The organism is Xanthomonas hyacinthi (genome assembly GCF_009769165.1).
GTDB lineage: Bacteria > Pseudomonadota > Gammaproteobacteria > Xanthomonadales > Xanthomonadaceae > Xanthomonas_A > Xanthomonas_A hyacinthi.
In genome coordinates this window covers 4,086,887-4,104,322 of record NZ_CP043476.1, presented here as the reverse complement: position 1 = coordinate 4,104,322, position 17,436 = coordinate 4,086,887, and the positions used below count along the sequence as shown (strand labels likewise).

Below are 17,436 nucleotides of genomic sequence, written 5' to 3'. Positions count from 1 at the left end.
TCTGTAGGAGACGCTTCAGCCCCGACGCTTTGCCGGGAAGGCCTCGGGGCCGAAGCCCCTCCTACAGAGAGCAAAGATGCAGCGCACTCGCGGCCATCCCCCGAATCCCCGGTCCCGAGCTCACCCCAACTACCAGCGCGGCGCCTTGGTCAACGGCGGCGCCTGGTGCTGGCGGTCGTAGGCGCGCAGGTCGTCGCGGATGTGGGCGATGCGCTGGCGGCCGAGCGCGTTGCGGCTGTCGTCCAGGACCACGCCGTCGAGCAGTTCGCCCATGCGCTGCACGGTCGGCAGCATCTTTTCCCAGGCGTCGAGCGCGGTCAGCGGCGCCGGCAGGGTCAGGAAGAACGCGATCGCCGGGGTCTCCATCTCGCGGATGTGGGCCATGTCGAAACTGCCCGGCTTCATGATGCTGGCCATGCTGAAGATCGGGCCGCGCTCGGGATGGCCTTCGACCAGGCGGTGGAACACGCTCATGTGGCCGAACACCAGCCCGGTCTTCTCGGCGGCGACGACGATGTCCTCGCCGCGCAGCACCTGGCCGGCGCGCGCGGCGACGTACAGCGAGACGATCTTGTCGAAGTCCTGGCTCGGCCGCTTGCCGAGTTCGGCATTGGCCGCCTCGGCGGCGGACAGGCCCAGTTCGGGTTGGCCGCCGAGGACGCCGTCCTGGTCGGGCGCGGCGATCGCGTCGCCGTCGGCGGCAACCGCGGCATCGCCGAGCGAGGGCTCGCGCCGCGGCGCGGCCGGGTCGGCCGGTTCCACGCGCCGGCCCTGGGTCGGTTTCTTCGGGCGGCCGAACAGGAAGATCGCCGCGATCAGCAGCAGACCGGCGGCGAGGATGCCGATGCGCAGCATTGCCATGTCGGACATTGCGGGGTTACTCCGGCAGGGGTGCGTAGGGGGAAGACACGGTATTTAGCATGTCACGTCAGGCCGCGCCCGCCAAACGCGCGGCTTCCTCGAGATCCACGCTGACCAGGCGGCTGACGCCCGGCTCGCGCATGGTGACGCCGCTGAGCTGGTGCGCCGCTTCCATCGTCGCCTTGTTGTGGCTGACGAACAGGAACTGCACCTTCTCGCTCATTTCCTTGACCATCGCCGCCAGGCGGCCGACGTTGGCTTCGTCCAGCGGCGCGTCGACCTCGTCGAGCAGGCAGAACGGCGCCGGGTTGAGCTGGAAGATCGCGAACACCAGCGCCACCGCGGTCATCGCCTTCTCGCCGCCGGACAGCAGCGAGATGCTGGACACGCGCTTGCCCGGCGGGCGCGCCATGATCGCCACGCCGGTGTCGAGCAGGTCTTCGCCGGTCAGTTCCAGATAGGCGTGGCCGCCGCCGAACAGGCGCGGATACAGCGCCTGCACGCCGGCATTGACCCGGTCGAAGGTGTCCTTGAAGCGGCCGCGGGTCTCGCGGTCGATCTTGCGGATCGCGTCCTCCAGGGTTTCCAGCGCGGTGTTCAGATCGATGTCCTGCGCTTCCAGGTATTCGGCGCGCTGCGCGGCCTCGCCGTATTCGCTGATCGCGGCCAGGTTGACCGGCTCCAGGCGGCGCATGCGTCCGTCGATCTGCTGCACCGCCTGTTCCCATTCGGCCGGATCGGCCTGTTCGGGCAGGCCGTTGATCACGTCCTCGAGCACGAAGCCGGCCTTGACCACCGCCGCCGACAGCTGCTCGGCGCTGAGCACCAGCGCCTGCTGGTCGAGGCGGCGCTGGGCGATGCGCTCGCGCTGCGCCAGGGCCTGTTCGTCGCGCTGCTGGCGGGTCTGTTCCAGGCCGCGCAATTCGTTGTCGATGCCGTCCAGCAGTGCGCGCGCCTCGCCGAGCACGCGGTCGCTGCGCACGCGTTCGCTCAATGCGGCCTGGTGCTCGGCTTCCAGCGCATGCACCGGCGAATCGCCTTCGCTCAGTTGCGCGCTGAGTTCGCCCAGGCGCGAATCCAGTTGCCCGCGCTGGTTGCCCATGCGCTCCAGCGCCTGGCTCAGCGAGGCGATCTGCGTGCGTTGCGATTCCAGGGTCAGGGCCAGCGCATGCGCGGCCTCGCGCACCCGGCGCGCGGCATCGCGGGCCAGGTCGCGCGCTTCGGTGAGCTGGCGGCGTTCGCTTTCCAACGTGTGCCGGGTGGTTTCCAGGTCGCCCATGCTGGTGACCGCGTCTTCCAGCTTGGAGCGCGCCTCGCGCGCCTGCTCGCGGCTGCTGTCCAGGGTTTCCAGCAGCTGCGCGATTTCCGTCTCGATGCGCTCGATGCGGGTGCGCGCGGCATCCACCTTGCCCTGCTGGCTCTGCAACTGCCCGGCCAGTTCGGACACGCTGCGGTGCGCCTGGTACAGCTGGCGCTGTGCGTCCTCGCGCTGCTGCTCGGCGGCCAGCGATTGCTCGCGCAGGCTCGCCAGGCGCTGGTCCAGCTCGGCTTCGCGGTCCTGCAGCGCGTCGATCTGGCCGCGCAGCGCCTGGATCTCGCGCTCGCGCAGCAAGGCGCCCTGCTTGGCCGCGCCGGAGCGCGACACGCGCAGCCAGCCCTCGCCCAGGCGCGCGCCGTCGCGGGTGACGATCGAGTCGCCCTCGCCCAGTTGCGGCAGCAAGGCGCGCGCGGCGGCAAGGTCCTCGGCCGCGTGCAGCCGCGACAGCAGCCGGCGGATCGCGATCGGACCCTGCACCTTGGCCGCCAGCGAGGTCGGCGCGAAGTTGCCGGCCGCTTCGCCATTGCCGACCAGGGCGATGCGGCCCTCGCCGAGTTCGCCCAGCGCATCGACCAGCTCGCTGGCGATGGAATTGCCCGGCGCAGCGACCAGCACGCCCTCGATCAACTGCCCGAGCGCGCCTTCGACCGCGTTTTCCCAGCCGCTCTCGACGCTGATGCGCTCGCCCACGCGCGCCGCCGCATCCAGCCCGCGCGCCTGCAGCCAGGCCACCGCGGCGCCCTGCTCCTGGCCGAGCGCGGCCTGCTGCAGGGTTTCCAGCGACGACAGCCGGCCGCGCGCGGCCTGCGCCTGCTTGCGTACCTCGGCCAGTTCCGCCTGCGCGCCGCGCTGCTGTTCCTGCAACGCGGTCAGCGCCTGCTTGCGGGTTTCGACCTGTTCGTTGAGCCCGTCCAGCGCGGCGCGCTGCGTCTCGTGCTGCAGCTCCACCTGTTCGAACGCGGCGGCCAGCGCGTCCAGATCCAGCCCGGCGCGCTCGGCGGCCAGCGCTTCGCGGCGGCGCTCGGCCTCCAGCGACTGCCGGTCCAGGTAATCGACGCGGGTGCGCTCCACTTCGCCGGCGCGCGAGGCCTCGGCGGTGTAGCGCTGGTGCGCTTCCCAGCGCTGCTGCCAGTCGGCCAGTCTGGTCTCGGCCTCGCGCAGCGCTTCCTGCTTGTAGTCGTTGTCTTCCTGCAACTGCTCCAGCTGCGGCCCGGCGATGTCCACCGATTCGCGCAGCAGCGCCAGCTTGGCCTCGTCGCCGCTGATGTGCTGGCCGAGTTCGGCCAGCGCCAGCTGCGCTTCGTCGCGCGCCTTGTGCAGGCGCTGCGACAGGTCGCGCTGGTGCTGGATCTGCTGCTCGATGCGCGCCAGCGTGCTGCCGACCTGGTAGACCTCGGCCTGCGCCTTGCTCAAGGCGTCGGCGGCTTCCTCGCGGCGCACGCGGCCGGTCTCGATCCGCGCCTCGGCGTCGCGCTGCTCGGCGATGAACTGCTGCAGGCGCGTCTCTTCCTGGCCCAGCGCCTCGCGCAGGCCTTGCAGGCGCCCGTCCAGACCACGGTATTCCAGCGCCTTCCACTGCGCGTCCTTGACCCGGCGCTCTTCCTGCAGCGCCTGGTACTGCTCGGCCTGGCGCGCCTGGCGCTTGAGGTGCTCGAGCTGCTTGCCGATCTCCTCGCGCAGGTCGCCCAGGCGTTCCAGGTTCTCGCGGGTATGGCGGATGCGAGTCTCGGTCTCCTTGCGCCGCTCCTTGTACTTGGAGATGCCGGCGGCCTCTTCCAGGTATACGCGCAGGTCTTCCGGGCGCGCCTCGATGATCTGGCTGATCATGCCCTGCTCGATGATCGAGTAGCTGCGCGGGCCCAGGCCGGTGCCCAGGAACAGGTCGGTGATGTCGCGGCGCCGGCACTTGGTGCCGTTGAGATAGTAGCTGCTGCTGCCGTCGCGGCTGACCTGGCGCTTGACCGAGATCTCATTGAACGCGGCGTACTCGCCGGAGATGGTGTGGTCGGCGTTGTCGAAGATCAGCTCCACCGTGGCCTGCGACACCGGCTTGCGCGCCGAGGAGCCGGAGAAGATCACGTCGGTCAGCGAGTCGCCGCGCAGGCGGCTGGCCGAGCTTTCGCCCATCACCCAGCGCACCGCGTCGATGATGTTCGACTTGCCGCAGCCGTTCGGACCGACGATGCCGGTCATGTTGGTCGGCAGGTGCAGCGTGGTCGGATCGACGAAGGACTTGAAGCCGGACAGCTTGATGGTCGACAGGCGCATGGGGCAGGCAATCCATGGCAGGCGCGGCCGGCAGGCCGGCACGCGCTGCCGCTAGTGAATATCCAGGTGAAGTCCCGCTTCCAAACCCTTGATACGACTACGATCGCCGGACAGGAAACAGGCACGAACCGGTGAGTATAACGGCCTCAGCGGGCGCCGGGGCCGGAGGCCGCAAACGAAACGGGCACCTTGCGGCGCCCGTTTCGGTGCAGCATGGACGCCGTGGATCAGGCGTCGGCTTCGACCACGACCTTGACCGTGGTCTCGACGTCGGCGTGCAGGCGCACCAGCACCTCGTACTCGCCGATGTTGCGGAACGCGCCTTCGCCCAGCACCACTTCGCCCTTTTCCAGCGGCAGGCCGGCGGCGGTGAACGCCTCGGCGATGTCGCGCGGGCCGACCGAGCCGTACAGCTTGCCTTCGGTCGAAGCGTTGGCCTTGACGGTGACGCTGGCGCCTTCCAGCTTGGCCGCACGGGCCTCGGCGTCGGCGTGGATCGACTGCGCCTTGGCTTCGTATTCGGCGCGCTTGGCTTCGAACTCGGCGACGTTGGCGGCGGTGGCCGGCACGGCCTTGCCCTGCGGCACCAGGTAGTTGCGGCCATAGCCCGGCTTGACCTCGACCTTGTCGCCGAGACCGCCCAGGTTGGTCACTTTCTGCAGAAGAATCAGTTGCATGGTGTTGCTCCGTTATTCGTTAGCGAGCGCCTTCAGGCGCCCGCAACGTTTGCTGTCCGAATAGGAGAAGCCGGGAATCGGGAATCGGGAATCGGGAATCGCAAAATCCCCAACCAACACCGCACTCTTCAATCGCCAGACTTCCATTGAGTAACCCGCACCTGGAGGTGCGGGCTGTTGCGGAAGGACCCGCACAGATCTGCGGGCGCTTCCGACGCCATCACATCAAATATCGTGGTTGTCCGTGTACGGGATCAGCGCCAGGAACCGCGAGCGCTTGACCGCCGTGGCCAGCTGCCGCTGGTACTTGGACTTGGTGCCGGTCACGCGGCTCGGCACGATCTTGCCGTTCTCGGTGAGGTACTGGCGCAGGGTGTTGAGATCCTTGTAGTCGATCTCCTTGACGCCCTCGGCGGTGAACTTGCAGAACTTGCGGCGACGGAAGAACTTGGACATGGCAGTGCTCCTTAGGCGGCTTCGGCGGCGTCGCCGTCGGTTTCGGTGGCGGCGGCAGGCGCATCGCCTTCCTCGTCGTCGCGGCGACGGCGCTCGCTACGCTCGGGCTTGTCGCCCTTCTCGTCCTTGCTCTTCATGATCAGCGACTGCTCGGTATCCGGGCCGTCGCGCTTGATCACCAGGTGGCGCAGCACCGCGTCGTTGAAGCGGAAGCTCTCGACCAGCTCGGCGAGGATGGCCTGGTCCACTTCGATGTTGAGCATGACGTAATGCGCCTTCACTAGGTTCTGGATCGGGTACGCCAGCTGGCGGCGACCCCAGTCTTCCAGGCGGTGGATGGTGCCGCTGCCGTTCTCGACCAGCGACTTGTAGCGCTCGATCATGGCCGGGACCTGCTCGCTCTGGTCCGGATGGACCAGGAACACGATTTCGTAATGACGACTCATGTGGTTATACCTTTCGGATGTGGCCCGAGGGCCGGACAGCCCCCCGCCAGGCCCGGGACGGGTGCGGTGGGGCAAGGAATCCCGCCACGACGGGCGCAGGAAGCCGGAAAGTATGGCAGCGCGGGGGCCTAGCCGCAAGGCCCTGGCTGGACAGGCGCGCCGCGCAGCCGCGGGACGCCATGCGCGCATGGCATGCGCGATCGGCGTCGCGCGCCGGGACCTGGACCTGGTGGACCTGGACCCTGGTCCGGCGACCTTAGACCGGCTATGCCCGGCGTTCGCACGCCCGGTTTTCGCCAGCCAGACGCCGGCGCTCAGCGCGCGGCGGCCGCCGCATGCTCGGCGTCGGTAGTGAAGCTCGTCGTGCATCCGCGTGCTCGGCCACTGCGTGTCCTGCATCGAGCGCACCACGGGCAAGTGCTGCTTCAACAGCGTGCTGGCGCGGATCATCAACAAGCAGGGCCGCCAGCAGTTCGGCAAGGGCTGGGGCGAAGCGAAGGCACCGGATTGCTCCGGGTTCACCATCGCCCAGTTGCAGGCGATGAACTTCGCGGCGATGGACCTGAGCGAGTTCTATGCCTCGATCGTGCCGACGCTCCCGAATGTCGAGGCGATCCGCGACGCCAATGCTGGCCAGATCGCGAATTGCTACTACGGCCAGGGGCAATGCCAATGATCCTGTCCGGACTCGCCGGAAGCGTGCTGCTGGGACTGGCGTCGGCCGGCGCCGCCGAACGCGTGCCGGTTCCCGACGCCCGCCCATTGCTGCTGGCGGCGCTGCGCGCCCCGGATGGACAAGCCCATGGTCGCCTCAGCGGTGAGCTGGCCGAGGCGATCGGCCGCCGGTTCCAGTCCGGCAGCCCGATCTTCATCGATGTCACCACGGCACATCGCTACATCCAGCCCGGTTGCGGCCGGCTCAACGTCACCTTCTGGCAGGACGGCGTCCTGTTGCCCGGCGCTGCCCAGCCACAACGGCAGACCATCGAATTCGGCATCAACTACTGCCTCGACGGCTCGCCGCCGAAATCGCTGGAGATCCGGCCATGAGCCCGCGTCGGCTTCGATGGCTGCTTGTCGCCGCGCTGGCGCTGGCGCTGGCGCCGATGTCCGCCGTTGCGCAATCTTTGGTGGCGGGGCTGGCACTTCTACGAGGATCCGGCACCGGAACCCGAAGCACCGCAAGCCGAGCCTCCGAAGGCCACGCCTTCGACAGAATCGGTCGTGCTGCGCGACTTCCAGCGCCTGCAAAAGGCGGTCGAGGACACCCGCAACATTGCGATCATGCGACCCACCGAGGTCAACGTGCGTCGCTATATGGAGCTGGAGGCACAAGTGATCGAGCGAGCCTCGTACTTCGCCGACGTCGCCCAGCGCGTCGCCTGGACCCATCCGAACCTCGATCCGACCCTGCAAGGCCGCCCGGTCAACGCCCGGGCGCTGGAGGTCTACGAGCAGCAGCAAAACGCCGAGCGCAGCCATACGGTGACCGAGCTGGGGCGCGACCACGTGCTGCTGTTCTTCTTCCGCAGCGACTGCCCGTACTGCCATGCCTTCGCGCCGACGCTGGAAGCCTTCCAAACCCGCTACGGGTTGCAGGTGTTGGCGATCAGCGTCGATGGCGGGCCGATGCCCGGCTTCCCGAACGCGCGGCACGACAACGGCATCGCCACCACTCTGTACGTCGACCAGGTGCCGGCCGTGTTCCTCGCCCAGCCCTACAGCGGCCGGATCACCCCGATCGGCTTCGGCGTGCTGTCCGAAGCCGAACTGCTCGAACGCATCGCCACCCTGGCCTCACCCGACAGCGAACGGATGCTGCCGGGCCTGCGCCAAGTCACCCGTCTGCAATGACCCAAGGAGCGTGCCATGCCCCTGCCCGCCATCGTTCGCCAACTCCTGATCGCCATCGGCACCGCGCTGTGCCTGTTCGCGCTCGCCCTGCCGTTGCAGGTACGTGCCGGCGATCTGAACAGCGAGGTCAATGCGATGTTCGACGAACTGGGGGCGATCGGGAACTACACCGCCCCCGGCGCGTTCCGTGGGCAGGCCTACAACACCTACACCGGCGGCAGCCTGATCATGCGCTCGCCGAACAAGGTCTATCAGCTGGCGGCCATCCAGTTCCCCAGCGCGAAAGCCGGCTGCGGCGGCATCGACGTGTTCGGCGGCTCCTTCTCCCACATCTCGGCCGAGGAGTTCAAGAACATGCTGCGCAACATCACCGCCGCCCTGCCCGGCATCGCCTTCCAGCTCGCACTGGAAGTGGTCTCGCCATTGCTTGGGGGTCTGAGCAAATGGGCCAAGGGCCTGGAAACCTGGATCAACAACGCCCGCATCAACTCCTGCGAGACCGCCAAGGCCATCGTCAGCACCGCGGCCGAATCGGTGGGGTTCAGTACCCAGGAAACCTGCGCGGATCTAGCCATCGAGATGGGCTTGGAAAGCGATCGCGACGCCGCCCGCCGGCGTTGCGGCAGCAACCGCGCGAGCATCCTGTCCAGCGCCCGCGCCTCCACCGATGCCGCCATCCGCAACAAGGCCCCGTTCGTTGGAAACCTCACGTGGAAGGCGCTGCAGCACGCCGGGTCCTACCTGGACGACGCCGAGCGCGAACTGATCATGAGCCTCGTCGGCACAGTCATCTACTACCCGGAAGAGGACAATCGCGACCCGACGCCGATGGCGCCGACACTGACCTCGATCAGCCAGCTGCTCTACGGCCAGGCGGCCTCCGGCAGTAACGTCGTCCAGCACCTGCTCAAGTGCAACAACTACAGCGACTGCGACCAGGTGACGATCGACACCGGCTACCAGCACGTGCCGTTCACCCAGCGGGTCGAGACGATGATGCGCTCGATCGCCGACAAGATCGCCTCGCGCACACCGATCCCGAACCCCTCACCCGAGGTCGGCTTCGTCAACCAGGTCAGCGAGCCGGTCTACAAGATGCTGTCGATCGGTTCGACGATTCCCGGCTCCGGCCTGACCGACAGCCTGATCGGGCAGTACCGCGACGTCATCGCCGCCGATTACGCGTACGTGTTCCTCGAACGCAACTTGCGCGTTGGCATGGCAGCGCTGGACAAGGACTTCCAGCTCGACCAGATCCAGCGGGAACGGGCGCAGGAAGTCCGCCAGCGGGCGCAGGCCATGCTGCTGCAGCTGTCGCAGGAGAAGAACCTGCTCTACCAGAAGGTCGGCTCGTTCCGCGCCGTGGCCAATCACCTTGAACAACTGGAGCGTCAGTTGCGCTCGAACCTGCCGCAGCAGGTGATCGACATGCTCGGCCAGCAGGCCGCCTACATGAACTGACCCCGGTCGTGCCGGCAAGGGAACCTCGGGGGCTGCGGCGCACGGGCGGGATCGAAACGCTAGCCGGCCTGATCGATGGAAGCGGCGATATCGGCGATGGAGCGGAACAACACCAGGGGATCATCCTTGGACGCAATGAAACCGCGTCGCCCCCAGAACGTTGCGGCCTCCGCGTCGACCGCATTCACGATCAGGGCCCTGCCACCCACGAGGGACGCCGCCGCGACACACCGCCGCAGAGCATGCTTGAGCAGCCCGGTTCCAATGCCCTTGCCCTTCCATCGCTCATCCGTGGCGAGTTGCCCCAGCAGCAGGCAGGGGACCGGATCGGGCGGCTGTCCGGTTCGAATGGAACGCGGCATCCGCCCGGGCACGATGGCCGTCGGTGCAAGACCGTAGTAGCCGACCACCCGGTTGTCCTCATGAACCACCATCACCGCGGTAAAGCCCTTCTCCTGGTTGGACAGCGCGCGCGTCTTCAACCAACGATCCAGGGCCGGCTTGCCGCACGTGAACCCCGATACCTCATGTTTCGAGCCGAGCGGCTCCGGAGCAGAGAGCGACACGTCTCAATCCTGGCGGCTCATCGCGTCCTGCCGCTCCCATGGCGCGCGGCGCCGAAGCAGTTCCACCATCTCGGGCACCGGGACCACGGGGCCGGACAGCACCTGCATGAAGGCGTCGAAGCCCTCCGGCGTCATTCGGACAGGCGCCGTCTCCATCAGCACGTCCTCGGCCGCTCGCACGGCGGCCTCGCGCACGAAATCGGTCCGCGAACGCCCACGTAGCGTCGCGGCACGATCGATGATGGCGATGTCGGCGTCGGGCAACCGCATCGAAAGTGGGTGGTCCTTGCGCTCGGCCATACGGGGCATGACGTGTCTCCTAAGCCGTCTCGGGCGATGGATCGTAGCGCATATTACAATACGTCGCCACCCAAAGCATGCCTGTTTCCCTCGCCTCGGCTCGCGAATCGACGAAACGTCCCCGGACAGCAGTGTGCCTGTGTAGGGACGACGGCCGGAAGGCTGCCGGCCTACGGATTGGTGCAGTCGCAAGCCGCCGCGGCACGCCGCGTCGCCGCCACCTGCGCCACCACCAGTGCCAGCGCCGATGCGGCCAACACGGCGCCTGCGGCGGACACCGACGCATAGCCCAGTCCGCCGGAGATCACCGCGCCGCCAGCGGCAGCGCCGAGCGCATTGCCGAGATTGAAGGCACCGACGTTGACCGACGACGCCAACCCCGGTGCCTCGGCCGCCGCGCGCATCACCCGCATCTGGATCGGCGGCACCACCGCGAAGGCGGCCGCGCCCCACACCAGGATGCCGAGCGCGGCGCCGAGCTGGGTGCCGGCCAGGATCGGGAGCAGCAGCATGATCGCGACCAGGACGGCCAGCACGCCGATCAGGGTGGCGTCCACGGAGCGGTCGGCCAGGCGGCCGGCCACGACATTGCCGATCGAAAAGCCCACCCCGACCAGCACCAGCATCGCGGTGACGAAGCCCGGCGAGGCCCCGGTGCGCTCCTGCAGGAACGGCGCGATGTAGGTGTACAGCGCGAACATCGCCCCAGCACTCAGCACCGTGGTCGCCAGCGCCGCCAGCACCACCGGGCGGGTCAACACGCGCAGCTCGGCGCGCACGTCGGGCATGCGCCCGCGCTCGCCGGCCGGCAGCGCCAGCCACAGCGCGGCCATCGCCAGCACGCCCAGGCCGGCGGTGGCGGCGAACGACAGCCGCCAGCCCAGCGTCTGTCCCAGCCAGGTCGCCGCCGGCACGCCACCGATGTTGGCGATGGTCAGGCCCATGAACATGGTTGCCACCGCGCTGGCCTGCCGCTGCGGCGGCACCACGCTGGCGGCCACCACCGCGCCCAGGCCGAAGAACGCACCGTGGTTGAGGCTGGTGACCAGCCGCGCCAGCAGCAGGCCGGTATAGCCGGTGGCCAGCGCGGACAGCAGGTTGCCGACGGTGAAGATGGCCATCAGCAACATCAGCGCCTGGCGTTGCGGGAAACGCGACAGCGCCAGCGTCATCAGCGGCGCGCCGACCAGCACGCCGGTGGCGTAGGCGCTGACCAGCAGGCCGGCCTTGGGAATGGAGACCTCCACGCCGGCGGCGATCACCGGCAGCAGGCCCATCGGCGCGAACTCGGTGACGCCGATGGCGAAGGCGCCGATCGCCAGCGCGAGCAGGGGCAGGACGGAGGAACGGTCTGGGGATGCCGGCGCGGGAGCGCCAGAGGGGACGGAGGAGGAAGACATGGGGGCGGGGAGAGGGATGACAGAGAAGATCCATACGCTACCGTGCATCAATTCCCTTGAAAATCCGTCGGCTGCGCACAAGACTGTGGAATCTGTTTCACAGGTGTGGACATGGACAACCGGGTTGGGGAAATGCGGGTGTTCCTGGGCGTGATCGATGCCGGCAGCTTCTCGGCGGCGGCGCGGCTGCTGCAGATGACGCCCTCCACCGTCAGCAAGCTGGTGGCGCGGATCGAGCGCCGGCTCGGGGTGCGCCTGATCGAGCGCTCGACCCGGCACCTGGCGCCGACCGCCGAGGGCCGGCTGTACTACGAACGCGCGCAGGCGCTTCTGGCCGAGCTGGATGACATCGACCAGACCCTGGCACAGGGGGCGGACTGCGCCAGCGGGATCGTGCGGGTCAACGCCCCGATCGCCTTCGCCACGCTGGCGCTGGCGCCGCTGCTGCCGGCGTTCTGGCGCAGTCATCCGGGCGTGGTGGTGGACCTGTCCGCGTCCGACCAGCTGACGGACCTGTACCTGGACCGGACCGACGTGGCGTTCCGGGTGGGGCGGTTGAACGATTCAGCGCTGCATGCGCGCACGATCGCCACGATCCCGCGCCGGATCGTCGCCGCGCCGGCCTACCTGGAGCGACACGGCGTGCCGCGCACGCCGGAGGACCTGGCCGCGCACAACTGCCTGGACTTCAATTTCCGTCGCGTGGTGCCGCAGTGGCCGGGCCAGGCTGGCAGCTCGCTGCTGGCCAACAACGGCGAGACGCTGCGGCAACTGGCCGTAGCCGGGGTCGGCCTGGCGCGCCTGGGCGACTACCACGTGCGCGCGGACCTGGCAGCCGGACGGCTGGTCGAGGTGCTGGCCGGTGCCGGTATTTCCGACCAGGAGCAGATCAACGCGCTGTACCGCGGCGGCCCGCGGATGCCGCAGCGAGTACGCGCGTTCCTGGACTTCATGGTGCCGCGGCTGCAGGACTACTTGGCGATGCCCTTGTAGAGGAGCACCTGGATGCGGACCACGTTCTCGCTGCGGCCGTAGAAGGTTCTTATTTTCAGGTGCTGCTTGATCTACTTGGAGAACAACTCGATCTGCCAACGCGCTTTGTAGCAGGCGGCCACCTCAGCCGCCGAACGGGTCAGCCTGTGGGTGACCAGCACCGGATCGCTGTCCTTGCCAGGGCATCGGACCGTGATCCGGCGCACCGGGGCGCTGTCGCGATTCCGGCGCGCGAGGAACACGCCCCTCGGAATTCGGATGTTCGCCTTCGATCTGGAACGCCCCGCCCGCGAGGACGTGGCCTGACAACGAAACCGGGGGCAATTCGCCCCATTTCCCAAGGAGAGTCCCCTGCGGGGGACTGCAAGCTGGACGTCCCCGGGACAGGCAGAGACATCTCCGAGGAAACAGTGCCGTTATGTCCACCGCGACCAGTCGATCTCGTACGCCGCGCTGCGCCCCTTGGAGGCCGTGGGGACGAGGCAACCCTGTTCCACCATGTGCGCCAGTTCGCGGAAGGCCGTGGCGCGGCTGACCTTGGCCAGGCCCACGTACTTGCGCGTGGTCATCCCGCCCTCGAAACCATCCGGGCCGGCATCGAGAAGACGGTTAAGCACCTTGCGCTGGCGCTCGTTGAGGGAGGTCGTGGCCTGATGCATCCAGAACCGGGCCTTGGCCAGTACGGAGGCCGAGGTGGCCTGTGCCGCCACACTGGCGGCCTGAACCTGCTGCAAGAACCACAGCAGCCAGTCGGTGACGTCCAGACCGGATTTGCCGACCCGTTCCAGCAAGGCGTAGTAGTCGCCGCGTTCGCGCAGGAACTGTGCCGAGAGGCTGAACAAGCGCAAGCTGCGCTGTTCATCCTGCGCCAGGGCCATGTCCATCAAGGCCCGCCCCACGCGGCCGTTGCCATCCTCGAACGGGTGGATCAGCTCGAACCACACATGCGCGATTCCGGCGCGAAGCAGGCCATCCAGATCAGACGGGGGCTGCGCGAACCATGCCAGGAAGCGCTCCATCTCCGCTTCCAGCTGCGGCCGGGGTACAGCTTCGTAATGCACTTTCTCGTGCTCGAGCGGGCCGGAAACCACGCGCATGGGTTCATCGCCGCGTAGCTGGCCGGTGCGGATACGGCGCAACAGCGGGCGATCCTCGGGAAACAGGGACGCCTGCCAGGCGCACAGGCGTTCCAGCGTCAGTGGCTCCCGATAGCGTTGAGTGGCATCGAACAGCATGTCGACCAGCCCCTCGGTGGTTCGCTCCGGCGCAGGCAGCCCGGCATGCGGCAAGCCAAGGCGACGGGCGATCGAGGAACGTACCCCATCGGGATTCGGATGTTCGCCTTCGATCTGGCTGGTGCCCAGTGCGTCCTGCAGCAACAGGTCAGCCCCGGCCCGCGTCTGCAACGGGGCATCCAGCAGGCGCGCAGCCCCGGCCAGCTCCCCCTGCGACCTGCGGGCCGCCGCCAATGCTGGCGCAAGCCGCGCCAGATCCCAGGTAAAACCGGGCCAGTCCGGGGACTCCCAAATCCAGCGCCGCGAGGCCATTAGCCACCTAATCAGATCATCTATTGAAGCGATTATGCCGCTTATTCGCCTCCCGTCAACGCCCGGATGGCCGGCAAAGCATCGGCTGACGGCACAAGCGCCCGGAGTACAGAAACGAGGCCTGACAACGAAAACCGGGGCCAATTCGCCCCATTTCCCAAGGACTGCCCCCAGCCCGAACCGCAAGCTGGGACTCTGTCGGGGCAGGCCGAGGCATCGCCGGACTCCGCGCATGCCGGAGTACGTCCGTCGGGAACTGAGATGTGGGAGATCTACGCCTACCAGAATTCCGCGAGCCTCTACGGCATCTTCCATGCCGCAGCAGCGATCCACGCATCGGGCGACTACCTGTCGGCGATCGCCGCGGTGGCGTTCAGCGGCTTCGTCGCCGCGCTGATCGCCTATGCCTTCGCCCCGGAGAAACTGCTGGGCTGGAAGTGGCTGGGCTCGGTGGTGCTGGTGTTCTCCCTGCTGATCGTGCCAAAGGTGACGGTCGGCATCGTCGACAAGACCGGCGGCTCGCCGGTTCGGGTCGTGGACAACGTGCCGTTCGGCGTAGCGGTGCTCGGCAGCGTGACCAGTACGATTGGCCACACCCTGACGGGCCTGTTCGAGACCGCCTTCCAGACGATTCCCGGCGAAGGCGCGCTGCCAAGCGAGCTGGCCTATGCCCAGAATGGCCTGATGTTCGGCAACCGGCTGATCCGGGAAGCCGGCAACGTGGCGTTCCCCGACCCGAACTTCCGCACCGACACGATCAATTTCCTGCTGAACTGCACGGTATACGACCTGATCGACGGCACCGTGGACCCGGCCACGTTCTCGACCTCGGCCGACGTCTGGCCGTTGCTCGGAACCCCGAACCCGGCCCGGTTCAGCACGCTGTCCACCGCCGCCGGCAGCACCGTCGACACCTGCCCAAACGTCTACCTCAACCTCGACAACCGGCTACCCGCGCAGATCAGCCGCATCCAGGGAAAACTCGCCTTCCAGCTCAACCCCACCCTGCCCGGCACCGCCGCCGCGGCGGCGATCGCCGGCCAGGTGCAGCAGGCCTACCTGAAGAACCGCATCGCCGACGCCTCGGCCACGACCGCCGACCTGATCCGCCAGAATGCGGTACTGAACGTCATCCACGATGCCGGCAAGCTGGCCGGCCAGCGCTCCAACGATCCAGCCGCCATGGTGTTGGCGATGGGCCGTGCCCAGGCCACCGCACAGCAGAACGCTGCCTGGATCAACTACGGAAAAGTCGCAGAGCAGGCGCTGCCCGTGTTCCGCAACGTGATCGAGGCGATCACCTACGCCCTGTTCCCGCTGTTCGTGCTGTTGCTGCTGCTGACCAGCGGCAAGGAAACGATGATGGCGTTCAAGGGCTACGCCTCGGTCCTGATCTGGATCCAGCTCTGGCCCCCGCTGTATGCCGTGCTCAACTACATGGCCACCACCTACGCGGCCTACGACCTGAGCGCGGCGGCCGACCTCGGCACCGGCACCAAGTCACTGTCGTTGCAGACCGCCTCGACGATCTACTCCCGGGCCATCTCCGGCGAGGCCGTGGTTGGCTACCTGTCGATGAGCATCCCGTTCATCGCCTGGGCGGCACTCAAGCGCATGGAGAACTTCGGCACCGCCCTGGTCGGTGGGTTGTCCGGGCTGCAAGCCACGTTGTCCGGGGCCACCGGGGCGGCGGCGGCAGGCAACGTCAGCATGGGCAACGTGGCGATGGACCAGACCCGGCTGGCACCGAACCGCACCTCGGCGTTCATGGGCAGCCTGCAGGACGACATCAGCGGGAACACGCTGACCAGCAATGCGCTGACCGGGCGCGCGGCCATGTCGATGCTGCGCAACGAGGGTTTCGCGTCGCGGGTCGTATCGATGCGGGTGTCCGAGCAGGATGTCAGCGAGGCCAGCCGGATGGCCGACAGTGCGCGCAGTGAAGCGATCTCGGCGAACCGCGAGCGGTCCGCAGCCCTGACCGACACGTTTGCGAGGGGGTTGACCAAGCTCCAGTCCATTCGCCACAGCGAGGGAACCACGGATAGCAGCTCCGAGGAGCTTGGCGGGTCGCTCAGCCGATTGGACGGCATCTCGCGGCGCGTGGCTGAAACGACGGGACTGACACAATCTCAGATCGCCAGCGCTGCGTTCAGGCTGCCCGGTGCGTACCAATGGGGCAAGCGCAAGGGGGCGCACAGCGTTTCCTCCGGAGTGACGGCAAGTTCCGCCAAAAACTACACATCGGGCCTGTCGCAGGACGAGCGCAAGGCACTCGACTCGATGACGAGCGAGCAGATCCAGGAATTTCGGCACTTCGCCGACCGCCTTTCGCATGATCGCAGCCTGATCAACGCGATTGCGAGCGATGGGCGTGAGGCGCAGGAAATGGCATCCCGGCTGTCCTCGACAACATCGTTGTCGCAGCGTGCTGACGCCAGCTATGCCGAACGTCTGGCCTACACCGAGCAGCTTTCCAGCGCACGCGAGCGCGGCGAATCAATCTCCATCGATATCGCCCAGGATCCCCACAACCTGGAGATGTTCCGCCGCTACGCGGAGGACTACGGCGGCAACAGCGCCGCCGCGTTCGCGATGATGGAGTTCGAACTGGCACGCCAGGGCCTCTCGCCCAACCGGACCTTCAGCGACGGAACCGCAGTGCCGGACTCCTTCGACAGCATCCACGCGCGCCACACCGAGCAACGCGGCGCTATCGCACGGACTGCCGATGTGTCCGGCAGTCAGGAGCGCCATCGCGGGGCAGTCTCCACGTTCGACAACACGCCCGACGGCATCGAGATGGACACCGCGCCGAGTACGCTGCGCGATGACGTCCGCGGCGAGGGAGCACGGATCAGGACTCAGACCGAGGAAGCCCGCCGCGGGTTCGAGGAGAACGCCCAGATCGTCGAGACCGAGGACGGCACCCTCGCCAGCAGGAAGTCGTTGGGAATGCAATCCGGCGGCCAGGTGCTTCAGGACGGTCGCATCATGGCCGAAGAAGCCAAGGAGGTGACTCAGTCGCTGTATCAACGCGCCAAGGAAGCGATCAAGAAGAGACTCGATGGCGAATGAACCCGCGGCGCCTCACCGACCCGGATCGAAATCGTCTCGATCCACCATTGGCGGAAGGCCCTGCGCGCCTCCGGCATGCCTGAGCAACTCTTCCGACCGACGAACATCCTCCAGGTACTCCGGGTTGGCGATGGGATGATGCCCCGTGGCCGCCCACAAGTTCTCGTCCATTTCCTCCGGACTGGTCCCTGACCCGTCCCGGATGGGGTTC

Annotated in this window: 15 protein-coding genes; 6 read left to right on the top strand and 9 right to left on the bottom strand. The window is 67.7% G+C overall.

Features of this window, described 5'->3' with window-relative positions; all coding sequences use genetic code 11:
• Positions 1-129: 129 nt before the first annotated feature.
• The 5 genes from zipA to rpsF form a co-directional block, all read right to left on the bottom strand.
• The gene (gene zipA / locus FZ025_RS18020) at positions 130-870 is read right to left on the bottom strand and encodes a cell division protein ZipA (protein ID WP_046978520.1); all 741 of its coding nucleotides are present in this window, start codon (positions 868-870) and stop codon (positions 130-132) included.
• Positions 871-928: 58 nt separating this feature from the next.
• A complete protein-coding gene (gene smc, locus FZ025_RS18015; RefSeq protein ID WP_046978521.1) occupies positions 929-4,447 on the bottom strand; it encodes a chromosome segregation protein SMC in 3,519 nt (1,172 codons plus the stop codon).
• Positions 4,448-4,674: 227 nt separating this feature from the next.
• Positions 4,675-5,124 carry a 50S ribosomal protein L9 gene (gene rplI, locus FZ025_RS18010; protein ID WP_046978522.1) on the bottom strand — a complete coding sequence of 150 codons (450 nt, stop codon included), beginning with the start codon at positions 5,122-5,124 and terminating at the stop codon, positions 4,675-4,677.
• Positions 5,125-5,349: 225 nt separating this feature from the next.
• The gene (gene rpsR / locus FZ025_RS18005; protein ID WP_003473336.1) at positions 5,350-5,580 is read right to left on the bottom strand and encodes a 30S ribosomal protein S18; all 231 of its coding nucleotides are present in this window, start codon (positions 5,578-5,580) and stop codon (positions 5,350-5,352) included.
• A gap of 11 nt (positions 5,581-5,591) precedes the next feature.
• On the bottom strand, positions 5,592-6,026 hold the full coding sequence (gene rpsF, locus FZ025_RS18000) for a 30S ribosomal protein S6 (protein WP_003473337.1): 435 nt from the start codon (positions 6,024-6,026) through the stop codon (positions 5,592-5,594).
• 388 nt (positions 6,027-6,414) lie between these two features.
• Between rpsF and traN the strand changes: the two genes are divergently transcribed.
• Genes traN through FZ025_RS17980 form a run of 4 tightly spaced genes read left to right on the top strand, consistent with a single transcriptional unit; the run spans position 6,415 to position 9,341 of the window.
• Positions 6,415-6,702 carry a conjugal transfer protein TraN gene (gene traN / locus FZ025_RS17995; RefSeq protein ID WP_208803686.1) on the top strand — a complete coding sequence of 96 codons (288 nt, stop codon included), beginning with the start codon at positions 6,415-6,417 and terminating at the stop codon, positions 6,700-6,702.
• On the top strand, positions 6,699-7,076 hold the full coding sequence (locus tag FZ025_RS17990) for a hypothetical protein (protein ID WP_208803685.1): 378 nt from the start codon (positions 6,699-6,701) through the stop codon (positions 7,074-7,076). The genes traN and FZ025_RS17990 overlap by 4 nt, the downstream gene beginning before the upstream one ends.
• A gap of 24 nt (positions 7,077-7,100) precedes the next feature.
• Positions 7,101-7,880: a conjugal transfer protein TraF gene (gene traF, locus FZ025_RS17985; RefSeq protein ID WP_104558066.1), complete on the top strand. Its 780-nt coding sequence runs from the start codon at positions 7,101-7,103 to the stop codon at positions 7,878-7,880.
• A 15-nt stretch (positions 7,881-7,895) separates the two neighbouring features.
• Positions 7,896-9,341, top strand: coding sequence for a conjugal transfer protein TraH (locus FZ025_RS17980; protein ID WP_104558064.1), 1,446 nt, complete (start codon positions 7,896-7,898; stop codon positions 9,339-9,341).
• 59 nt (positions 9,342-9,400) lie between these two features.
• Here the strand turns inward: FZ025_RS17980 and FZ025_RS17975 are convergent, their stop codons facing one another.
• The 3 genes from FZ025_RS17975 to FZ025_RS17965 all read right to left on the bottom strand — a co-directional run bounded on the left by FZ025_RS17975 (position 9,401) and on the right by FZ025_RS17965 (position 11,484).
• Complete coding sequence (locus FZ025_RS17975) at positions 9,401-9,907, bottom strand: GNAT family N-acetyltransferase (RefSeq protein ID WP_046981733.1); 507 nt, start codon at positions 9,905-9,907, stop codon at positions 9,401-9,403.
• A gap of 3 nt (positions 9,908-9,910) precedes the next feature.
• Positions 9,911-10,216 carry a type II toxin-antitoxin system TacA family antitoxin gene (locus FZ025_RS17970; RefSeq protein WP_046981734.1) on the bottom strand — a complete coding sequence of 102 codons (306 nt, stop codon included), beginning with the start codon at positions 10,214-10,216 and terminating at the stop codon, positions 9,911-9,913.
• Positions 10,217-10,377: 161 nt separating this feature from the next.
• On the bottom strand, positions 10,378-11,484 hold the full coding sequence (locus tag FZ025_RS17965) for an MFS transporter (RefSeq protein WP_425509712.1): 1,107 nt from the start codon (positions 11,482-11,484) through the stop codon (positions 10,378-10,380).
• Positions 11,485-11,718: 234 nt separating this feature from the next.
• Here FZ025_RS17965 and FZ025_RS17960 point away from each other — a divergent pair, with 234 nt between their 5' ends.
• A complete protein-coding gene (locus FZ025_RS17960; RefSeq protein ID WP_104558060.1) occupies positions 11,719-12,600 on the top strand; it encodes a LysR family transcriptional regulator in 882 nt (293 codons plus the stop codon).
• 416 nt (positions 12,601-13,016) lie between these two features.
• Here FZ025_RS17960 and FZ025_RS17950 read toward each other — a convergent pair whose 3' ends face one another.
• Positions 13,017-14,147, bottom strand: coding sequence for a Fic family protein (locus tag FZ025_RS17950; protein WP_046979030.1), 1,131 nt, complete (start codon positions 14,145-14,147; stop codon positions 13,017-13,019).
• Positions 14,148-14,408: 261 nt separating this feature from the next.
• Here FZ025_RS17950 and FZ025_RS17945 point away from each other — a divergent pair, with 261 nt between their 5' ends.
• Complete coding sequence (locus FZ025_RS17945) at positions 14,409-17,225, top strand: conjugal transfer protein TraG N-terminal domain-containing protein (RefSeq protein WP_046979029.1); 2,817 nt, start codon at positions 14,409-14,411, stop codon at positions 17,223-17,225.
• Positions 17,226-17,436: the final 211 nt, after the last annotated feature.

What these genes read in the sequence shown, in the direction of transcription:
- zipA (WP_046978520.1), bottom strand. Translation starts at nt 870, where the DNA reads ATGTCCGACATGGCAATGCTGCGCATCGGCATCCTCGCCGCCGGTCTG.
- smc (WP_046978521.1), bottom strand. Translation starts at nt 4,447, where the DNA reads ATGCGCCTGTCGACCATCAAGCTGTCCGGCTTCAAGTCCTTCGTCGAT.
- rplI (WP_046978522.1), bottom strand. Translation starts at nt 5,124, where the DNA reads ATGCAACTGATTCTTCTGCAGAAAGTGACCAACCTGGGCGGTCTCGGC.
- rpsR (WP_003473336.1), bottom strand. Translation starts at nt 5,580, where the DNA reads ATGTCCAAGTTCTTCCGTCGCCGCAAGTTCTGCAAGTTCACCGCCGAG.
- rpsF (WP_003473337.1), bottom strand. Translation starts at nt 6,026, where the DNA reads ATGAGTCGTCATTACGAAATCGTGTTCCTGGTCCATCCGGACCAGAGC.
- FZ025_RS17990 (WP_208803685.1), top strand. Translation starts at nt 6,699, where the DNA reads ATGATCCTGTCCGGACTCGCCGGAAGCGTGCTGCTGGGACTGGCGTCG.
- FZ025_RS17980 (WP_104558064.1), top strand. Translation starts at nt 7,896, where the DNA reads ATGCCCCTGCCCGCCATCGTTCGCCAACTCCTGATCGCCATCGGCACC.
- FZ025_RS17970 (WP_046981734.1), bottom strand. Translation starts at nt 10,216, where the DNA reads ATGCCCCGTATGGCCGAGCGCAAGGACCACCCACTTTCGATGCGGTTG.
- FZ025_RS17965 (WP_425509712.1), bottom strand. Translation starts at nt 11,484, where the DNA reads ATGGGCCTGCTGCCGGTGATCGCCGCCGGCGTGGAGGTCTCCATTCCC.
- FZ025_RS17960 (WP_104558060.1), top strand. Translation starts at nt 11,719, where the DNA reads ATGGACAACCGGGTTGGGGAAATGCGGGTGTTCCTGGGCGTGATCGAT.
- FZ025_RS17950 (WP_046979030.1), bottom strand. Translation starts at nt 14,147, where the DNA reads ATGGCCTCGCGGCGCTGGATTTGGGAGTCCCCGGACTGGCCCGGTTTT.
- FZ025_RS17945 (WP_046979029.1), top strand. Translation starts at nt 14,409, where the DNA reads ATGTGGGAGATCTACGCCTACCAGAATTCCGCGAGCCTCTACGGCATC.